Source organism: Mesorhizobium sp. CA14 (assembly GCF_020165195.1).
In the GTDB taxonomy this organism is placed as follows: Bacteria; Pseudomonadota; Alphaproteobacteria; order Rhizobiales; family Rhizobiaceae; genus Mesorhizobium.
The window spans coordinates 162,957-181,269 of record NZ_JAIUHR010000005.1; the positions used below are offsets into that span (position 1 = coordinate 162,957).

Annotated in this window: 17 protein-coding genes; 11 read left to right on the top strand and 6 right to left on the bottom strand. The window is 61.5% G+C overall.

Translation table 11 applies throughout. The features are described from left to right. The first annotated feature begins 106 nt into the window (after positions 1 to 106). Positions 107 to 2,245, top strand: a complete 2,139-nt coding sequence (locus tag LB565_RS08735) for a type I restriction enzyme HsdR N-terminal domain-containing protein (RefSeq protein ID WP_224582852.1) — start codon at positions 107 to 109, stop codon at positions 2,243 to 2,245. Between the two features lie 87 nt (positions 2,246 to 2,332). Here LB565_RS08735 and LB565_RS08740 read toward each other — a convergent pair whose 3' ends face one another. Beyond that, complete coding sequence (locus LB565_RS08740) at positions 2,333 to 3,100, bottom strand: hypothetical protein (protein ID WP_224582853.1); 768 nt, start codon at positions 3,098 to 3,100, stop codon at positions 2,333 to 2,335. Between the two features lie 574 nt (positions 3,101 to 3,674). On the opposite strand from LB565_RS08740, the gene LB565_RS08745 reads away from it, so the two are divergent. The 4 genes from LB565_RS08745 (at position 3,675) to LB565_RS08765 (ending at position 6,055) form a co-directional block, all read left to right on the top strand. Then, on the top strand, positions 3,675 to 4,001 hold the full coding sequence (locus LB565_RS08745) for a DUF736 domain-containing protein (protein WP_224517488.1): 327 nt from the start codon (positions 3,675 to 3,677) through the stop codon (positions 3,999 to 4,001). A 507-nt stretch (positions 4,002 to 4,508) separates the two neighbouring features. Then, complete coding sequence (locus tag LB565_RS08755; protein ID WP_224582856.1) at positions 4,509 to 5,174, top strand: hypothetical protein; 666 nt, start codon at positions 4,509 to 4,511, stop codon at positions 5,172 to 5,174. Between the two features lie 130 nt (positions 5,175 to 5,304). After that, positions 5,305 to 5,499, top strand: coding sequence for a transcriptional regulator domain-containing protein (locus LB565_RS08760; protein WP_224517484.1), 195 nt, complete (start codon positions 5,305 to 5,307; stop codon positions 5,497 to 5,499). Positions 5,500 to 5,554: 55 nt separating this feature from the next. Further along, on the top strand, positions 5,555 to 6,055 hold the full coding sequence (locus LB565_RS08765) for a DUF2285 domain-containing protein (RefSeq protein ID WP_224582858.1): 501 nt from the start codon (positions 5,555 to 5,557) through the stop codon (positions 6,053 to 6,055). Between the two features lie 20 nt (positions 6,056 to 6,075). Here the strand turns inward: LB565_RS08765 and LB565_RS08770 are convergent, their stop codons facing one another. Continuing rightward, the gene (locus tag LB565_RS08770) at positions 6,076 to 6,615 is read right to left on the bottom strand and encodes a dihydrofolate reductase family protein (RefSeq protein WP_224517480.1); all 540 of its coding nucleotides are present in this window, start codon (positions 6,613 to 6,615) and stop codon (positions 6,076 to 6,078) included. Between the two features lie 310 nt (positions 6,616 to 6,925). Beyond that, positions 6,926 to 8,095, bottom strand: coding sequence for an MFS transporter (locus LB565_RS08775; protein ID WP_318012135.1), 1,170 nt, complete (start codon positions 8,093 to 8,095; stop codon positions 6,926 to 6,928). A gap of 80 nt (positions 8,096 to 8,175) precedes the next feature. On the opposite strand from LB565_RS08775, the gene LB565_RS08780 reads away from it, so the two are divergent. Continuing rightward, a complete protein-coding gene (locus LB565_RS08780) occupies positions 8,176 to 9,579 on the top strand; it encodes a PLP-dependent aminotransferase family protein (RefSeq protein ID WP_224582863.1) in 1,404 nt (467 codons plus the stop codon). 123 nt (positions 9,580 to 9,702) lie between these two features. Here the strand turns inward: LB565_RS08780 and LB565_RS08785 are convergent, their stop codons facing one another. The 3 genes from LB565_RS08785 to LB565_RS08795 are packed head-to-tail and all read right to left on the bottom strand — an operon-like array spanning position 9,703 to position 13,663. Further along, a complete protein-coding gene (locus LB565_RS08785) occupies positions 9,703 to 11,142 on the bottom strand; it encodes a GH39 family glycosyl hydrolase (RefSeq protein ID WP_224582874.1) in 1,440 nt (479 codons plus the stop codon). Beyond that, a complete protein-coding gene (locus LB565_RS08790) occupies positions 11,139 to 12,701 on the bottom strand; it encodes a GMC oxidoreductase (RefSeq protein WP_224582876.1) in 1,563 nt (520 codons plus the stop codon). Before LB565_RS08790 ends, LB565_RS08785 begins: the two co-directional genes overlap by 4 nt. 5 nt (positions 12,702 to 12,706) lie before the next feature. Beyond that, positions 12,707 to 13,663, bottom strand: a complete 957-nt coding sequence (locus LB565_RS08795) for an SDR family oxidoreductase (RefSeq protein WP_224582878.1) — start codon at positions 13,661 to 13,663, stop codon at positions 12,707 to 12,709. Between the two features lie 66 nt (positions 13,664 to 13,729). Between LB565_RS08795 and LB565_RS08800 the strand changes: the two genes are divergently transcribed. The 5 genes from LB565_RS08800 to LB565_RS08820 all read left to right on the top strand — a co-directional run bounded on the left by LB565_RS08800 (position 13,730) and on the right by LB565_RS08820 (position 17,901). After that, a complete protein-coding gene (locus tag LB565_RS08800; protein ID WP_224582880.1) occupies positions 13,730 to 14,203 on the top strand; it encodes a DoxX family protein in 474 nt (157 codons plus the stop codon). Positions 14,204 to 14,277: 74 nt separating this feature from the next. Then, positions 14,278 to 14,643, top strand: a complete 366-nt coding sequence (locus LB565_RS08805; protein ID WP_224582882.1) for a cupin domain-containing protein — start codon at positions 14,278 to 14,280, stop codon at positions 14,641 to 14,643. 4 nt (positions 14,644 to 14,647) lie between these two features. After that, positions 14,648 to 15,550 carry an SMP-30/gluconolactonase/LRE family protein gene (locus LB565_RS08810; RefSeq protein ID WP_224582884.1) on the top strand — a complete coding sequence of 301 codons (903 nt, stop codon included), beginning with the start codon at positions 14,648 to 14,650 and terminating at the stop codon, positions 15,548 to 15,550. After that, positions 15,541 to 16,590 carry a VOC family protein gene (locus tag LB565_RS08815; protein WP_224582886.1) on the top strand — a complete coding sequence of 350 codons (1,050 nt, stop codon included), beginning with the start codon at positions 15,541 to 15,543 and terminating at the stop codon, positions 16,588 to 16,590. Before LB565_RS08810 ends, LB565_RS08815 begins: the two co-directional genes overlap by 10 nt. Next, positions 16,591 to 17,901: a glucoamylase family protein gene (locus tag LB565_RS08820; protein WP_224582887.1), complete on the top strand. Its 1,311-nt coding sequence runs from the start codon at positions 16,591 to 16,593 to the stop codon at positions 17,899 to 17,901. The last annotated feature ends 412 nt before the right edge of the window (positions 17,902 to 18,313 follow it).

The window sequence follows — 18,313 nt, forward strand, 5'->3', positions numbered from 1 at the left end:
TCGTCATGAGTTGCGGTGGAGGCTGGGAACTGGCATCGCTTGACTTGCACATGCGCAGGCGGCCAGAAGCAGGCTGGCTTATGTTAGGGGTTTGGATCGAAACGAAATGACGCTCGACATCAGGGGAAGCATCAAGAACACCAAGCTCAGCTTGAACCAATACGTGGTCTTTGAAGAACTTATCGCCAATGCGATCGATGCCTATCTCATTCGGCGAGCGAGCGACCAATCCGCGCCGGACATGAATATTACAATCGAAGTCGATTTCTTGCGTGCAGACTTGCTCGAGGATCGCGAACTGATGAACGTGTCGTGCGGCGACAACGGATGCGGTCTCGGCGACGACCAACTCAAGGCCTTCCTGACAAAGGATACGTCCTACAAGGATGATCTCTCCATCTCTGGCATCGGAAAATGCAAGGGCGCGGGACGTATCCAGTTCTTCCATCATTTCGCAGCAATGACGATCACCAGTACCTACCGGGACGGCGACGCTCTTCTGAAGCGCGTGTTTCGGTATTGCGAACCGCAGAAGCAAATCGAGGCTGATGATTTTACCACGGTGCCGGTCGCTGAAGCCGACATCGGGACCGTCATCCGGCTTGAGCAATTCAAAGAGGCGGTTCGCCCGCGCATATCCCACGGCGAGGCCCTCAGCACCCTCTTCTCGGCGCCGGCGCTGAAAAAGCAGATGCTCGTCGCTTTCCTGCAGCGGCTCGTCGGACTCAGTGAACAGCTGGGCAATTTCGAGATTCGGTTCACCACACGGCACTGGAAGGACGACCAAGCGAAGATCGAAGTGCTACGGCTCGCAGACCTGCCGGCAGTCACTGCCGAGCGTGTTATTGATGTCGAAGAGCGTGATCCTGCCTCAGGGGACCGTCTCGGCACGCGGCAAACATTCAACCTCTCCCACTATCAGCTCGATGCCGAACAGTATGATCTTCCGCGCAACGCCATCGCCTTCTGTGCCAAGTCCACGCCTGTGAAGGACATCACGGGTCACTACCTCAGGACGCGTACCGAGCAAAACAACCCGGTGGGCGGTTTCCATCATATCGTGCTGATCGAGGCTGACTATCTGGACGCACGCGTCAACGAGCAGCGTGACGACTTCGACAATATTCCCGACGAGATTCCGAGCGGCGATATGTTTTCGTCGGAAAAATTGTCCTACGCCGACATTCATGAGGCGCTCGATCCGGTCATCGACGAGATGGTCACTCCTGCCGACTGGAAGAAGGAGGCGGTGCTCAAGGAGGCCACCCTCCAGTTCGGCATCAGCGAAGCGATGCTACAGGATACCAAGACCAGGATCGTGTACGGCGAATCCGCCCAGTCGGTCGCTGAACGCGTGTTGAGCAAATACCAGAAGGCCGTCATCGACGAGACTGCCGCGATCTTCAGCCTCAAGGAGGAGATCATGGCAGCCGAGCCGGACTCCGACGAGTTCCGCCAGAAGATCCATGAGCTTTCCTGGAAATATACGTCATCGCTCAAGAACTTCGACATGGCCAACCTGTCGCAGCTAATCGTGCGTCGCGCCGCGATCGTCGATATCCTCGATCTCGCCTGCGGCCAGCGGCTTGCCATGCAGGCGGCCGCCGACGGCATCAGACGCAAGGATGAGCAGATCATCCACAGCATCTTTTTCCCGATGCGCAAGGACAGCACCGAAACGACTGATCACGATATCTGGTTGCTGAGCGAAGAGTACCAATATTATGACTATATCGCGTCGGACTTGCCGCTCGCGAACATCAAATGGAACGATGACACCAGTGTATTCGAAAGTGATATCGATGAGGCACTTCGAAAAATTCTTGCGAAACGCACGAGTGACAACGGGGGCAAGCGTCCCGACATCGCGGTGTTCAGCAAGGAGGGCTCGGCGATCATCGTCGAATTCAAGGCGCCTGGTGTTTCCACTGATGAGCATATCGGCGATCTTTCTGAATATGCTCAGCTGCTTGCGGCGAAATCCGGCGGCAAACTTAGAAAATTCTATGGCTATCTGATCGGCGATAGCGTCAATACGCTGCGTCTGAGCGGGAACTGGACGCCGTTCCCGACCGGCAAGGGCTGGTTTCAATCAAGCGAACTGAAGGATCCCGAGACGCGACAATCGCTGGGCGAGACCTATTTCGAGATACTGCATTTCAGTGATGTGATCGACCGCGCCAAAAAACGCATTGGCGTCTACCAGGAGAAACTCAAACTGGACTTCCGTCGCAACAACATTTGAACTGCGACCGCGCCCGTTGGATACGCCTAGTCTAGCGCGTTTGAGTTCCGGGAGCGGACTGGCAGGACTTGGCCCCTCGGGCACCAGCTAAACGTCGACGATAACGGGAGGTCCTAAGCCGCCAACCCGTAGTCGTTTCAGTGACGGGCTGCTGAGATCGACTTCAATTTCTGACGTGAAGGGAACTGCGTAAGTTTCGGCGTCGAATCCCCTGAAAGCGACTCCGGCAGCCTTCATCGCCTTGAATACCTTGCAAACGGCAGAAACGAAGATGGGCATCAAGTCCAAATAGATTTGATCCTTCGGGTATCGGTCACGTAAGCCGCGGTCGCGGATTGCCGGAAGTTTGAGCTGCATATCGATCCCTTCCATCCTCCGCACTGCCTTGTCGCTGCCGACGGTGGTGTCGAGGTACGGCGAGGCGCATGAAGGATCAAGCCGCGCGTCAAGATCGTCCAGCCTGACGCAATGGGACGTCTGGATTGGAGTGCCATGAAGCGTGGGGTGGCGCGCAAGAAGGAAGGAAGCGCCGCACCAGCGATCCAGATCGGTATCGAGGTACAGACGACGATTCAAACTGTGGAACAGGGGATGATTACGATGATGGATGGCATTGCGTACCGCTAAGAGCACGGTGGTATCGCCGTGACCGAAATATGGGAACAGACCCTTCGAGACATCATAGAGCGTGTGAAAGGCCTCAAGCTTCATTTCGAAAGTGCGATCTAGGTTGTCAATCGCCTCCTCGGGATCAACTTTGAATAGCTCACCAAAGCGCATATGCGTCTCGACATACATTCGCATGATGTTCGCTAAGCTGCCGATCGCTCTTTCTATGATCTGATTGCTGCTCAATCGTGTCGTTCCGATATGGTGGCCATCGTGCAGTCGCCACGCCAAGCCGTTGTCCCAACGACGCGTGCCGCGGAGCGCTTCTTGTAGACCGACGGTCTTGGTTGACCAAGATCAATGGCAGCCTTCCGACCTTTGAAGTCCAGCAGCCGCCAGTCCGCTTCCGGCCCAAATAAGACGTTCATGGTCGTCGTTATGGGCGCTTGTCGCCGGGTAGGCGAAGGCTTGATGTAGGCAAGCCGTTGTAGCTCATAACTTGACGGACCAATCCGCTCTGTTTCTGAGCCGCCATGCCGCCATTGCCTCCGTGGCCACTTCTCAGAGCGCACCAGCGACCTCTCGAACGGGCTGATCTGGCCGAAGGACGGCTGAAGCCTCGACCGCCTATGCCGCAATGGCGCGGCGCGCGTTTCTTCCCCTGGGCGAAGCCCATTCCTCGCGCAACCAAGAAACGCGCGCCTGCGCCATCCTCCGCTCTGCTGCGGTCGCAAGCGATGCGGCGGCGGTCGCCTTCGGCCTCACGATCGCCATCGAGGCCGCATGGTGCGGGCTCGGAAACGAAAACGGAGACTGAAAAATGGCCACCATCGGCACCTTCAAGAAGACCAATGCGAACGAGTTCACCGGCGAGATCATCACCCTCAGCGTCCAGGCCAAGGGCGTGCGCATCATCCCCGACACCCGGGCCAGCGGCGAGAACGCCCCAAGCCACCGCGTGGTGGTCGGCAAGGCCGAGATAGGCGCCGCCTGGTCCAAGCGCTCCAACGAAGGCCGCGACTATCTCGGGCTCAAGCTGGACGATCCGAGCTTCACCGCTCCGATCTACGCCAATCTCTTCGCCGACGAGGAAGGCGAGGGCCATAGCCTGATCTGGTCCCGCCCCAACCGCCGCAGCGGCGAGTGAATCGGCAGACGCCTCGCCCGACACCGGGCGAGGCGTCCTCTGATGCTGACTGCGAAACCTTACTACGATGGATCAGAGCGGCTGGCGAGCCGGACGCCCGCACCACCGCCATTCTCCGGGATGAACTGAATGCCTGCGGATTCGAGTGCGCGTCGCAACGCGTCAATGGTTACCCTGTTTGCACTTATTGGACCGGTTAGAGGCTCTAGTCGTTTGATCGTAGCGAGCGAAACCTTGGACCGTTCCGCAAGCGTTTTCTGATCCCATTGAAGCAAAGCACGTGCGGCTCGAATTTGTCCGCTTGTAAGTTCAGCTATACCAAAAGTATCATTTGATGCCATAGGGCTTGATTTTTTGCCTGCGTTCACTTAAATCACCGCTAGTTGCCACCGCCTGCGACCCACGAGAGATCATCTCCAGGTCATGGACGGGGGTGAAACGGTCGAGCAGGGTGCAGGAACACCTTGCCCGACCTGACCAAAGCCAAGCTGTGTGGGAGCTCGGATCATGGCTGATTCCGACAATACCACGACTTTGCCTTCCGTCACGCTTGGACGGGAGATGCAATCTCTGTTGACCAAAGACCGTGCTGGCTCTTCAGCCGAAGCTCCGTCGTCACTCGATCCCGCACTTCTCCTGTCCCTTGCCTGGATTGATGCCCATATAGAGATGCTGGCTTCGTGCGTCCGGCAGCAGCATGAAGAAGAGGAGAGGCTGTTAGAGCACGAATTCTTGTCCGTCGGCGCTCTTATTGGGCGCGGGGAGGGGGCTAGCGCCGACTGCGACGATCTCGATGGCCGGGAAGAGAATGCCGCGGACAAGGCCGACGCCCTGTTGGCTGAGATTGCCGCGACGCCGGCACAATCGTTGGCAGGCGTGGTCGCCAAGCTTGCGGTCGTAGTTCGGGAAGCGAAGGACAACACCGATCTTTGCGAATTTCCGCTTCCGCAGATCCGCTCTGCCTTGGCCGATCTGCGGCGCCTCGCTGATGTCACGATATGCGACCAGCCGGTCGGCTGGCCCGCCGGCGACCAGTCGATCGGCTCGCTGTTCGAGCAGCCCGCCTCGTCCTTCGCGGCCTGGCGCGCCTTCAGCGCGTGGAGCCAAGGTGATGACGAGGCCTATCGCAGCTGGACGAACACATTCAAAATACTGCAGGGCGCAAGCCAATAGGCCTTGCTAGCGCCCCGGCCTGATCGCTCGCCGCCGGGTTCTCTCCTCGTCCGTTCGTCAATGACGGAATCCAAGGATTTCGCTTAACGCCGCATCTCCCTATCAAATCCTTGAGAAGGGAAGGATGCGGATGAAGCCGGATACATCGCAGTGGCGTGACCCACAGGCATATGCATTCATCAAAGGCGCAGCCGCCGATGAGATTGCCTGGGAATTCCTGCGCCGCAATCCGCGGTATCAGCAGGACTTCGCCACCTCGCGCTCGGCTAAGGCGATGCGCGCATTCCGCAAGCGCTGGGGTTTGCAGTTTCGCCGCCCGGCCTGACCAGTCCGCGGTAGAGCAGCCCGTCTATTGGGCACCGGAGATCAACCCTGGGGTCGTGAACCTTGTCGAGGTTCCGCCGGATCTGCAAACGCGGGAGGGCAGCGCCTTCGACGTACCGCTTGCCGCGGGCCGACGTGACGAAGTCGGCCTTCACATGCGCTCTTCACCGGGCGGCACGCAACTGGCGCTTCTCGGCGACACCAAGCCAGCCGAACCGCTTGCCGCCCTCATCCCGCTCGACGACATGGCGCACGATCGGCTGCAAGCCATCGAACGGTTCATCCGCTCGATCCACAGGCCGCACCTTCCCGACGCGCGGTTGACCGCGGCGCAGCGCCGGCGCCTTGCCCACATGCTGCGATGCCTCGATGGTCGGGAAGAGCAGGCGTCCCATTTCGAAGTCGCGACCGCTTTGTTCGGCCGACGGCTGGTCAGCGCCGCCGACTGGCACGACTCGGCTTTTCGCTATCAGACGCATCGCTTAGTGCGCGACGGCCTGAAGATGGTCGAGCGCGGCTACCGCCAATTGCTCCGCGCGCGACGGCGTCATTCCTGAAGGTTCAGACGCCGCCTTGCTCAGTGCGGACGATATGTGAGCGCCACGACACCATTCGCGAAGCGGTGCGTGCGGACGAGTTCCATGTTCATCTTGTCCGCATCGATGTCCGCAAAAGCGCGCCTGCCCTCACCGACTTTGGTAGGCATGATTAAAAGGTCGTATTCATCGACTAAGTTGTTGTCCAACAGTGTCTTGTCTAGCCCGGTGATACCGTATTTCAGGATATGCCCGCCGGCCTGCCTCTTGAGCGTGGCAAGTCCTTCGGCCACATCGCCTTTGATAAGTGACGCGTTCCACTTGACCTCGTTGAGCGTCGTTGACGCTACCAGCTTCTTCAGCCCGTTGATGCGATCCATGTAAGCGCTTCCGGTCGCGTTTGGCCACACCGGAACGAAGTATTCATAGGCTTTGCGCCCGAGAAGGAAGAACTCGACGTCGTCTAGCTTCCGATGGGCAAACGCTTTGACCTCGTCGTCGAAAAACCGTGAGGCCCAGGTCATCGGCGACTCGACGATGCCGTCGAGGGAGACGAAGCTCGAAACCAGCAGTTTTCTCATGTCATCACTCCTTGTGTTGCGTGCCAAAACACAGGCGGGCCCATCTGGGTCGCGCCTTTTAATCTCTCCACCTGTCGTCGGCGAGGAGTACTCGATTGCGCTAACCATCGCCGGTCCCGTCGCCCTTCTTGCGAAGCGGATTGGCTACCGACATGACGCCTCAGCGCGCCGGTAGCGATCGGCACATGGACGTCGCTGTGGCGAACATCGATCAACCGGCGCCCCTGGCGCGTTCCGGCCCGATTCAGTCCAGGGATCGCATCCATCTGGTCACGAAGTCCGGTGACGATATCTGAAAGAAATTGGCGCCTCAGCATTCACGGCCCCCTCTCGTTGTGGCGAGATGGAGGAGGGCAACGAGCGTGAAAACGCCAGCTGTCGCGACGGACGCCGTACTGAACCCGATCGCTGTCGCAAGGCCGCCGAACGCAAACCCGCCGAGACCGAGGCCCGCGTCATAAGCGCCGTTCCACAGTGCGCTTGCACCATCCACCTGCGAGGGAGCCGCGCGGGCGAGCAGCTCGGCGAGCGTCGCGGTTTGCAGCACGCCGAAGGCTATCCCGCTCAAGAGCATGCCGGAGAGCACCTCTGCCTCGCCCGTGGCGGCCAGGCCGATTGCGGCGACGACACACGCGGCGAGGCCGGCGAGCATAGGCAGGCGCGTGCCGTGCCTGTCGACATGCCGTGCCGAAAGCCAGCGGCTAACGGGTGCTCCCAAACCCTGAAGCAGCAGGCCCAGTGTGATCGTCCCGCTGGTCGCCTCCGGATGGGCGAGAGGAAGGAAGGTGACCGTTGCACCGACAAGGACCGCGCCGCAGCCGAGCGAGATTGCCGGCCAGATCGCCACGGCCAAAGGCGGAAAGCAATGAGCCTCGTGCGTTCCGATCTTCCTCTCGGAAGGAAGGACCGCGGTCGCGGCAAGGGCGGCAAAGGCAAGCGCCGCCGCGCAGACGGCTGTCCCCGGTGCAGCGAGATTGGTCAGCACCCAAGGGCCAAGGGGAACGGCCACGATCGCCGGAACCGCCGACGCGACCCCATATATGCTCATGGCTTCGGCACGCCGCGACGGCGGTGCCATCTGGGCCGAGAGACCGCTGGCGGCGACGAGCAGCACGCCAAGTGCAAGCCCGCGAACTGCGCAATTCAGGAGCAGCAGCGCAAGCGAAGCAGGAAAGGCCGTAAAGCAGGCTAGACCGAGCAACCCGAGGGCGAGCGCCAGCGCGCCCTTGCGACCGACGCGGTTGGTCACATGCGGCGCGGCAATTTCGCCGACGATGGTGGCCGCCATCAAAGCGCCGGTTGCGGCGCCTGCGCCGCCGGTCCCTCCGATAGCCGACGCATGCGCCGGAATGGCCGACAGGAGCAGATAGAAGCTGCTCATTGCTGAAAGCATCACTCCTGCAACGCTCAGCATGGGAGCCATCAAAATTGGTTCAGGAGCGGTTCGCGCCCGTGGCGCGGTAATTGCGGTTGTCGGCATGGCCTTGTTCTCACAGATGACGAGGCCAGGCTTACCGTGCTACTGGTCTTAACGACATGGCCAGTTGTCGAGGAGTTTTGTTGACCAGTTTGAACGCGGATATCGCTCTCAGCCTTGACCGCTCCATCGATGAGAGCCTCGGCAGCCAGCTCCGCCGCGGCCTGCTGACCCGAATTCGATCCGGGGCCTTGCGGCCTGGCGTCCTCCTTCCCTCGACCCGCGCGCTTGCCGCTCAACTGGGTGTCTCGCGGCCACTTGTGGTCGACGTGTATGCGCAACTCGCCGCCGAAGGATTCCTGACCGTGCGTCAGGGCGCACGGCCGATGGTCGCCGCCGGCTTGGCGAATGTCGCCGCCCCGGCAGAGCAGCGGTCCGCCGATCAAGTGATCCGCTACGACCTGCGACCGGCCATGCCGGACGTGGGCCATTTTCCGCGCAAAGCTTGGGTGAGCGCCGTCAGGCAGGTACTCCAGACGCTTCCGGCGAGCGATCTCGGCTATGGCGAAATTCGCGGGAGTTCCGTCCTTCGGGTTGCGCTCGCCGATTATCTCGGCCGCGTGCGCGGCCTCATCGCCGACCCCTCATGCATCTTCATCACCAGCGGCTTTGCCGAAGGGCGCGCGCTGGCCTGTGTTGTTCTGCATGCGGTCGGAGTGCGCAGGGTTGCGGTCGAGGATCCGGGCTACAGCGATTGGGTCGCGGTCGACAAAGCCGGGTTGGTCCGGGTGCCGGTGCCGGTGGATGAGGATGGGATCGACGTCGACCAGCTCATCGCGACTGGCGCCGATGGAGCGCTGGTCACGCCCTCGCATCAGTTTCCGGTTGGCAGCGTGCTCAGCGCGGTTCGGCGACAGCGCCTGGTCAAATGGCTTCATGAGACGGACCGCTACATTCTTGAAGACGATTATGACGCGGAGTTCCGCTACGATCAGGCGCCGGTCGGGGCGCTGCAGGGTCTTGCTGCCGATCGCGTCATCTACGCGGGAACCGTAAGCAAGACGCTGGCACCAGCGTTGCGCCTTGGCTGGCTTGTCGTTCCGCCGCAATTGGTCGCGTCGATGGTTGGAGAACTTCGGCGATGGAGTGAAGGACCTCCGCGCATCGATCAGGATGCGCTTGCGCACCTTCTGCAGTCGGGCACCTATGATCGGCATTTGAGAAAGATGCGCCGCATCTACCGTGATCGCCGGAACAGCCTGCTGAGCTGCTTGAGGGACGAACTCCCGGACGTCGAGGTCGAGGGCGCGGCAGCGGGTCTCCATGTAACAGTGCGACTGCCCGCAACCATTGATCGAGCCGGTGAGGCCGACATCGTCGCGCTTCTGCGAAGACGGGGCGTGGCGACCGAAGCGTTCGGGCGATATTCCCAAACCGCGGCCGGGCCACGGCGCTTATTCATCGGCTACGGCCGAATTGCCGACAGCGCCATTGCTTCCAGCGTGCGTTTGCTCGCGCAGACCATCCGTGACGTCTCGACCCGGTGAAGTCCGGCGATCGCGTTCGTTGCATGCATTTTTGCCATCGCGCTGAGCCCTCGATGCATGGTTCCGATCCGCGAGCTTCTAACCGAACGTGCCAAGTTTTTGAATTGAGGTGAGCCGGTATTCTTAGCTATGCAAGAAATGAATTGCAGTGACCGATTGAGGGGGTGTCGAAATGTTCAGGCGCAAGGTGTCCCCCTCCAGGCTGCTCACAAACGGCTCGCTTCGTAGCTCCGACACCTCTTTGAGTTCATCGACCGCCGCGGCGCTCAAATACTCTGGCTTGCCCATCTCTTCCCAGCGGCGCTTGGCGTTGGCGTGCTCGGCGTCGATCCGCTGAACAGAGGCGGACGTGGCAGGTGGTGCGCTCGTCAGGGTGAAGCATACCTGCTCGGTGACGATCGGATGACGCGGCAGGGCGAAGTTCGTAAGCATTAGAGTGGAGCCGCCGTTGTCGCCTCGCACGAACCAGGCGTCCACGGTCTCGTGCGCTCCATCGACCTGGACCATCTCGGTGCCGAGTCCATGGAGCAATTGGAAGGCGCGGTAGGCGGGCTTGGCGATGCCATGGATGTTCAGAAGCCCAAACCCGCCCTGGAAAGGGACCGACGGAAAATAGTTCTCCTCGAAAATGTCAGAGAAGGTCCAGTAGCTGTACCCTCGCACCAATCCGTTCGCTTCCAGCACGGTCTTGACGATAAACGCGGCCGCGTATGGGTCGTCATGCATGGAATCGCGCGGATTGGAGGAGGTGGACCATTCAGTGTAGTACACGGGGACGTTGCCCGCCTGTTTGTGCACGAGGCGAGCTTCTTCGCGCAAGGCGCTGCGCCTGCTCGCGGCGAGCTGCGCTTCTGTGTCGTCCCCCGGCTGGCCGAAATCGTCGGTCGGGTAATGGTGCGTGCTGACGAAATCGGCGGGCAGGTGGGCGGCTCGGCAGAAATTCAGGAAATCCTCAATCCATGCGTTATCGGCGGTCGCCGGGCCGCCGACCTTCAACGCGGGGTCGATGGCTTTGATGGCCTCGGCAGTGTAGCGGTAGAGCTCGAAATAGTCACTCTGCTTACCGGTGCCGAAGGCCGTCAGGTTCGGCTCGTTCCAGACTTCAAAGAACCATTGGCGCACCTCGTCCAGCCCGTAGCGGTCCACCCAGTGGCCCACCAGCTTGCGGATCAGCACCGCCCATTGCGCATAATCCTTCGGCGGTGTGACGTTGGCGCGGTAGTGGAAGACGGTTTTGTCGCCCGACGCCAGGACGCCTGGCATGAAGCTCAGTTCGACGAAGGGCCTCATGCCAATCGAGTGCAGGAAGTCGACGATCAGGTCGGCGTTGAAGAAGGAGTAGAACAACGTGTCGCCCTCGCCGATTAGAGTGCCCACATCGTCGCACAATATGCCATGGAAGCGGACATGACGCATGCCGAGCTCGTCATGCACCCGCTTCAGCTGCGCCTGCCAGTCGGCGCGCAGGCCAAGCGTGGCGTGGCCGCTGCCGACCGTATGTTCCCAGAAATGCGGCAGTTCCGTCGCCGGTCCGTTCAGGTCGCACGAAAACGTCGCGGTCATGTAAGCCGCTCCTTGATCCTGTCCGCCACGCGCAAGGCGTTGGCGATGATGGTCAGCGTGGGATTGACCGCCGCAATGGAGGGAAAGAAGCTCGCATCCGCGACATAGAGATTATCGAGTTCGTGGGCCCGACAATCGAGGTCGAGCACCGATGTCGCGGGATCGGTCCCGAAGCGGGCCGTCCCGGCCTGATGCGCGGTGCCGCCAATCGGAATGTCCAAGCCGAAGTAGAACCTGCGCTCCAGCAGCACGGGGCGGAAGCCGGCCCTGCTCAACATCTGCTTGAGCTTGTTCCGCAGCCGGCGATGGGCTTCAAGATCGGTCTCGACCATCTCCAGGACGACACGATCTCCGTCGTAATGGATTCGGTTTTCCGGGCGCGGGAGGTCCTCGCTCGAGAGCCAGAAATCCATTGAGCGGCGGGCCATCGCCTCGAAGGGCGCCTTCGGCAGCCATTCCAGCCAGCGGGGCAATGCCTCGCCCCTGATCTGCGCGCCATGCGAGGTGGCGCACATCTGGATCAAACCGAGCGGAAAGTCCCAGTCGTCCGATCCGAAGTAGAAGTCGGAGACGGCGAGCGTCTTCTGGAAGACCGTGTCGTTCGGCTCGAGCATCAACGCCATCAGCACGGATTGATCGTGACGCATGTAGTTACGGCCGACCAGGCCGGAACCGTTGGCGAGGCCGTCAGGGTGCCGGTCGCTGGCCGAGCGCAGCAGAAGCAGCGCCGTCGAAAGCGCGCCGCAGGCCACCACCACTATGGCCCCGCGGAAGCGTTCTTCCTTGCCGCGGCGCCGCACAATTACATCAGTCACCGTCCTGCCCGTGGCGTCCGTATCGAGCCTGGAGACATAGGCGTTGGTCAGCAGCGACAGATTGGGATAAGCCGCGAGCGCCGGGTCGACGCAAATAACCTGCGCATCTGCCTTGCCGTTCAACAGGCAGGGAAAGCCATCGAAGGCGTCGCAGCGGATGCAAGTGCTGGTCGGCGCGGCTCTGCCGTCCTTCTCGTCCAGCAGGACGCCAAGCGGCAGGTGGAACGGGTGCAGCCCGTCTTTCGCCAGGCTGTCGTGCAGTTCCTGGATGCGGGGCTCGTGCGACACGGGCGGGCATGGAAAAGGACCGCTCGCCGGAGGCTCGGTCGGGTCCTCGCGGCGCTGGCCATGGACGCGGAACAGCAGCTCCGCCTCGGCATAGTAAGGCTCGAAGACCTCGTATCCGAGCGGCCATGCAGGAGATACACCGGCCTTGTGGCGGAGTTCGCCGAAATCGCGTTCGCGCATGCGAAAGAGCGCCCCGCCATAGACCTTGGAATTACCGCCGACATAGTAGTGCAGGCCGGGATGAAAGCTATCGCCGTTCTTGCCGTACCAGGTTTCCGTGGCCTGGTAAGCGCCGTCCACAAACACCGTCTGCGCGTCCCAATTTGCCCGTGACCGCGGCAGGTATCCGCCGCGCTCGATAAGCAGAACGCGCTTTCCGGTGGGTGCGAGACGATGCGCGACCGAGGCGCCGCCAGGACCGCTGCCGATGACGATCACATCATATTGCCCGTCCATCGCCCTCAGCCATTGGTCGCGAAGCCGGGAAAGAGCGTCATGCCGCCGTCGACGAATAGTGTCGTGCCGACAACGTAGTCGGATTCGTCGGACGCCAACCAGACCGCAGCCCGTGCGACGTCTTCTGGGAGCCCGATGCGCCCATAAGGTATCAGCGTCAGCAGGTTTTTCAGCGCTTCGGGCGTGCTCCAGGCGGAGGTGTTGATAGGCGTGCATATGGCGCCGGGCGCAATGCCATTGACCCGGATGCGCTTGGGAGCGAGTTCCTGAGCCATGCTTTCCATCAGCAGCTTGATGCCGCCCTTCGAGGTCGCGTAGTTCGCATGGCCCGCCCACGGTATTTCCTGGTGCACCGAACTCATGCAGATGATCTTGCCGGCCGCGCATGAGACGGACGGCACGACGCCGCGTCGCAGGAACTCTCGCGTGGCGGCCTGGGCGCAGAGGAATTGACCGGTCAGATTGACCCCAAGAACTTTGTTCCATTTTTCCAGTGGCATCTCGGCAAACGCGGAATCGCGTTGCAGGCCGGCATTGGCGACGAGGATGTCGACGGTGCCGAATTCGCGCACGGCGCGCTCGAACATGTCCTCGACCTGATCCTGCGCCGAGACGTCGGCCCTGTGTGCCACCGCCTTGCAGCCGGCCTGATGGATTCGGTCGACGACGCCGTTCGCCGCGTCCTCGTTCTCGACATAGTTCACCACCACGTCGGAGCCGGCCAGGCCGAGCGCGATCGCGACGCTCTCGCCGATACCTGAATTAGCCCCGGTTACGATGGCTTTCTGCTGCGCCAAAGGCTTGCGGTCGGACATTGGAAGCTCACTGGAACAACGTGTCTGCCGGCCGAAACCGGCACCGGTACAACGGATTTCAGGGGCAAAAGCTCCGGCTCCTTCCGCCACCAGGCGGTGCGGGAACGCGAATGTGATCTCGGCTCCCGAACCAATTTCGCGCTCCAACGTATGAGAGTTGGAGAATATCGCGCCCGATCAGCGGGCGTGGACCCCGTGTCGAAGGATATCGCAATGCCCGCTGTCCTGATCGCGTTCGCAACGCGCTGCTTGCTGGTCGGGTTGTTCTTGCCTTTCAGTGCGCTCGACAAGGTGTTGAACTTCAAGCTGGCGACCGACCAGGCATCTCAGGTGATCTCTAGGCGCTGGCTCGCCACGGTGATGATCATCGGCGGCTTCTGCATCGAGCTCTTCATGTCACTTGCGGTTCTGAGCGGCGTTGCCGATCGGCTCGCTGCCTTGATCCTCGCTGGCTATTGCCTCGTCACGGCGCTGTTGTGGAAGCGGTTCTGGAACCGGCCCGACTTCAGGCTCAAAGGCAAGAGCAGGGGCAGGGAAGTCTTTTGGGATTTTCTCAAGAACCTCGCCCTTGCCGGCGGCTTTCTTCTTCTCGCCTTCGGATCCGGGGCGGCCGGGGTCGAGCGTTTCTTGCGCCACCCCCTGGCGTCCTCCCACCCCTACCGGACAGTTCAGGGGGACCCGCAGTGAGCACCGCGCCGGCAGTCCCCTACTGGCATCTGTGGACGGATGCTGACGGGATCAGCCACCAGAGTCGTTGCGCGATGACGGAATTCGACCTGGAATCGATCAAGCCGCCCGCCGAGCCCCAATGGCAAGGCTGGCGCGCGAGCGGGCGCATGACGGTGCTCCTCACGGTTCTGCCCGTCGGCTGGATAGGTACATGGCACGAAAACCCGAAGCCACAATGGATCGTCCCGCTCTCGGGACGCTGGTTCGTGGAATCCATGGACGGAGCGCGCGTCGAGATGGGGCCGGGCGAGCTGTCTTTCGGCGGCGATCAGAATTGCCGACTGACGGACGGCAAGCGGGGCCACCGCTCCGGCACGGTGGGCGATGAGCCGGCCGCGTTGATCGTGATCCAACTGGAGGATGGCCCCACGCAGTCACTGGCTTGCGAATTCAGGTAGACAGATGAACGACTTCGAGATCGTCGATCGACGGTTTGCCCACTATATCCTGGAGAACGCTCCGCTCGAAGAACTTGCCGGCGGCTTTCGCTGGATCGAGGGACCGGTCTGGATGGGCGACGCGAATTGCCTGTTGTTCCAGGATCTTCCGCGCGACCGAACCATGCGCTGGATCGAGGATGCCGGCATATCCGTCTATCGCTCGCCGTCGGGATACGCCAACGGGCAAGCGCGCGACAGGCAGGGGCGGTTGATTTCCTGCTCGCATCGCGAGCGCTGCCTATTCCGGACAGAATGGGACGGATCGCTGACACGGCTCGTCGACCGGCACGAGGGCAAGCCTCTCAACGCGCCCAACGACGTCGTCGTAAAATCCAACGGCTCGATCTGGTTCACCGACCCTCTCTATGGCATTCAGAACGACTATGAAGGCGGCCGACAGCTTTCCGAGCAGCCACCCGCACTTTATCGGTTCGACCCGCAAAGCGGGCACATTGCGATCGCCGCAGGCGACTTCGACGGGCCGAACGGCCTGGCGTTTTCGCCGGACGAAACCCGTCTCTACGTATCGGAAACAGGCGACCAAACCACCGACGCCCCCCGGCAATATATCAGGGTCTTCGACGTTGCAGCGGGCGACAGGCTATTTGGAGGCGAAGTCTTTCATAAGATCGAGCCGGGCTATGCCGATGGGCTGTGCGTGGACGAGGACGGCAACATCTGGTCGAGCGCGGCGGACGGCGTGCACTGCATTGCGCCCGGCGGCGAACTGCTCGGCAAGATCCTCGTTCCGCATCGCGTGTCCAACCTGACGTTCGGCGGCTTCGCTCGCAACCGACTGTTCATCGGCGGCTCGCATACGCTCTATGCAGTCTTCCTCAATCGCCGAGGGGCGACATGGCCATGAATGCCGCAACTTTGCGCGTCGAAAGGCTCATCCGCTTCAGCCTCACCACGGCCGACGCCGAAAGCGCATCCCGATTCTACGAGGCCGCTTTCGGTTGCCGCCGGACCGCGGTGGACCGGCTGGCTGGCGAAGCGTTCGAGCGCCTGATGGGCGTCTCCGGTGGCGCCGATCGCATCACCCTCCGGCTGGGACGGGAAACTCTGGAACTCCTGCAGTTTGACGTATCGGGCAGCCCCTATCCGCGACAGGCATCCTCAACCGATCTTTTCTTCCAGCATTTCGCGATTGTAACCTTGGACATGGAAGGAGCTTTCGAGCGGCTTTCTAGCGTGGCGGGCTGGAAGCCCATCTCTGTGGGCGGGCCGCAGCATCTGCCGGCCTCTTCCGGCGGCGTCACCGCGTTCAAGTTCCGCGATCCGGAGGGGCATCCCCTCGAACTGCTCGCGTTCCCCAAAGGTGGCGATGCCCGCTGGTCTAAGCCGCCGTCCGGCGAGCCCTGTCTTGGCATCGACCATTCGGCGATCAGCGTTTCCGACACTGGCGCGAGCGTTGCCTTCTACGAAGGCCTTGGCCTTGTCGCGTCGGCGCATTCCTTCAACCACGGCGTCGTCCAGGAGATGCTGGACGATGTCGACGGCGCCGAGGTTGACGTCACCGCGCTGGCCCCGTCCTACGTTACGCCGCATCTCGAACTGCTGTGTTACCGAAACAAGCGTGGCCGCGACGAGTACGTCATTCCCGCGCCGCGAAACAACGACATCGCCTGCACCCGACTGGTGTTCGAGCTTGCCCCGGTTCACGCCCGCAACGATGGCGAGCGCCTCGTGCGCGATCCGGACGGTCACGCCTTTCTGCTCGTTTCGCAAGCGTCGCCGCGCTGGGCGGCCTCAGGGGATGCGGAGCGGAGCAGGGGCCTGGGACCGACATCGCCAATAAGGCAGGCGCGATCGGTGAAGTCCGCTCGCCCTGACATCGTTCTCCGTCCCATTGTCGGGTCGGCGAAGCGGCGCGACGCCGGAGTTTTTATGGAGCGGCCTTGAATGCAGAACAAGCCCAAACAGGTCGCGCCCGGCGACGAGTTTCTGGCGGCTCTCCAGACCAGGACGTTCGACTACTTTCTTTATGAGGCCAACGAGGCCAACGGTCTCATAGCCGATCGGACCAGAAAGGGTTCGCCCGCCAGCATCGCGGCTGTCGGACTGGCTCTCTCGTCCTATCCGGTCGGCGTGGCCCGAGGCTTCATGACGCGCCAGCGCGCTTGCGCAAGAACGCTTGCCAATTTGCGCTTCTTGCGCAACAGCGCCCAAAGCGCCCAACCGGACGCAACCGGCTACAAGGGATTTTACTACCATTTCCTGGACATGGAGACGGGCCGGCGCGTCTGGCAATGCGAACTGTCCACGATAGACAGTGCGCTCCTGATCGCAGGCGTTCTGACGGCCGGCGCCTTTTTCCAGGAAGACAGCGAGGAGGAGAAGGAGATCCGCACGCTTTCCGAGGCGCTTTACGAGCGGGTGGACTGGGATTGGGCGCGCAACAGCGGCGCCACCGTCACCCATGGCTGGACGCCGGAAAACGGATTCATTGGATACCGCTGGGAAGGCTATGACGAAGCCCTGATCCTGTATGTGCTCGGACTCGGTTCGCCCACCCACGCTCTGCCGCCCGAAAGCTACGCGGCATGGCTCCAGTCTTATCGGTGGAAGAAGATCTACGGCCAGGAATTCGTCTTCGCCGGGCCGCTCTTCATTCACCAGCTTGCACATGTCTGGCTTGATTTCCGTGGCATCCGGGACTCCTTCATGCGTGAACACGATTGCGACTACTTCGAGAACAGCCGCCGTGCCACCTATGTCCAGCGAGAATATGCCATCCGCAATCCACTCGAGTTCGTCGGATATGACGAGACGAGTTGGGGCGTGAGCGCCAGCGACGGCCCGGGCTGGCGGACGTGCCGGATCGACGGCGTCGAGCGGCGGTTCTACGGCTACAGGGCTCGGGGCGTGCCGTTCGGACCCGATGACGGCACGCTGTCCCCCTGGGCGACGGCGGCGTCGCTGCCGTTCGCTCCGGAGGTCGTCCTGCCAGCCTTGCGCCACTTCGATGAGATCGATCTCAATCTCGACAATTCCTACGGTTTCAAAGCGAGCTTCAACCCAACGCTCAAATCAAATAGCGGCCATATCGCCGGTTGGGTTGCGTCCGATCATCTCGGACTGAACCAGGGGCCTATCGTGCTGATGATCGAGAACTACCGATCCGACTTTCTCTGGCAGCTGATGCGCAACTGCCCACATGTAGTGCGCGGACTACGCCGGGCTGGTTTCACCAAGGGCTGGCTCTCTTCTTGAGCCCAACCGGCGCGGAAGACAGCTGACAAGTCGCTGGCAGAGGCCGGCTCTCCGCCGATATGGCTCGAGCCATTTCGAACAGTTCGCGGGCAAACGCCTGTGGCTTCGGCAACGGCCGCCGGCGTCTCGCCGCTCCCGAAATGCTTTACAAGAATGAGGGGCCGCTGGTCCTTCTCGCGATTGGCGTAGGACAGGGCAAGCAATCCTGCGACCGCCCGCATTGGGTCGCTGATCACATAAAAATTGCACGCAATTTCGGATGAAATTCGTTTGCATGAATCCACCGATGGCGGGAAACTGCCGGATAAGAGCTGCGCAAGTCCGGTCTGGAGACGGTGGCGGAACTAGGAAGCCCTCTCGAGCACCTGCAAGAGCGCAACTGGTCGTCGCTAAGCAGGTAGGTCGTCGTGAC

What these genes read in the sequence shown, in the direction of transcription:
- LB565_RS08735 (WP_224582852.1), top strand. Translation starts at nt 107, where the DNA reads ATGACGCTCGACATCAGGGGAAGCATCAAGAACACCAAGCTCAGCTTG.
- LB565_RS08745 (WP_224517488.1), top strand. Translation starts at nt 3,675, where the DNA reads ATGGCCACCATCGGCACCTTCAAGAAGACCAATGCGAACGAGTTCACC.
- LB565_RS08755 (WP_224582856.1), top strand. Translation starts at nt 4,509, where the DNA reads ATGGCTGATTCCGACAATACCACGACTTTGCCTTCCGTCACGCTTGGA.
- LB565_RS08760 (WP_224517484.1), top strand. Translation starts at nt 5,305, where the DNA reads ATGAAGCCGGATACATCGCAGTGGCGTGACCCACAGGCATATGCATTC.
- LB565_RS08770 (WP_224517480.1), bottom strand. Translation starts at nt 6,615, where the DNA reads ATGAGAAAACTGCTGGTTTCGAGCTTCGTCTCCCTCGACGGCATCGTC.
- LB565_RS08775 (WP_318012135.1), bottom strand. Translation starts at nt 8,095, where the DNA reads ATGCCGACAACCGCAATTACCGCGCCACGGGCGCGAACCGCTCCTGAA.
- LB565_RS08785 (WP_224582874.1), bottom strand. Translation starts at nt 11,142, where the DNA reads ATGACCGCGACGTTTTCGTGCGACCTGAACGGACCGGCGACGGAACTG.
- LB565_RS08790 (WP_224582876.1), bottom strand. Translation starts at nt 12,701, where the DNA reads ATGGACGGGCAATATGATGTGATCGTCATCGGCAGCGGTCCTGGCGGC.
- LB565_RS08800 (WP_224582880.1), top strand. Translation starts at nt 13,730, where the DNA reads ATGCCCGCTGTCCTGATCGCGTTCGCAACGCGCTGCTTGCTGGTCGGG.
- LB565_RS08805 (WP_224582882.1), top strand. Translation starts at nt 14,278, where the DNA reads ATGACGGAATTCGACCTGGAATCGATCAAGCCGCCCGCCGAGCCCCAA.
- LB565_RS08810 (WP_224582884.1), top strand. Translation starts at nt 14,648, where the DNA reads ATGAACGACTTCGAGATCGTCGATCGACGGTTTGCCCACTATATCCTG.
- LB565_RS08815 (WP_224582886.1), top strand. Translation starts at nt 15,541, where the DNA reads ATGGCCATGAATGCCGCAACTTTGCGCGTCGAAAGGCTCATCCGCTTC.
- LB565_RS08820 (WP_224582887.1), top strand. Translation starts at nt 16,591, where the DNA reads ATGCAGAACAAGCCCAAACAGGTCGCGCCCGGCGACGAGTTTCTGGCG.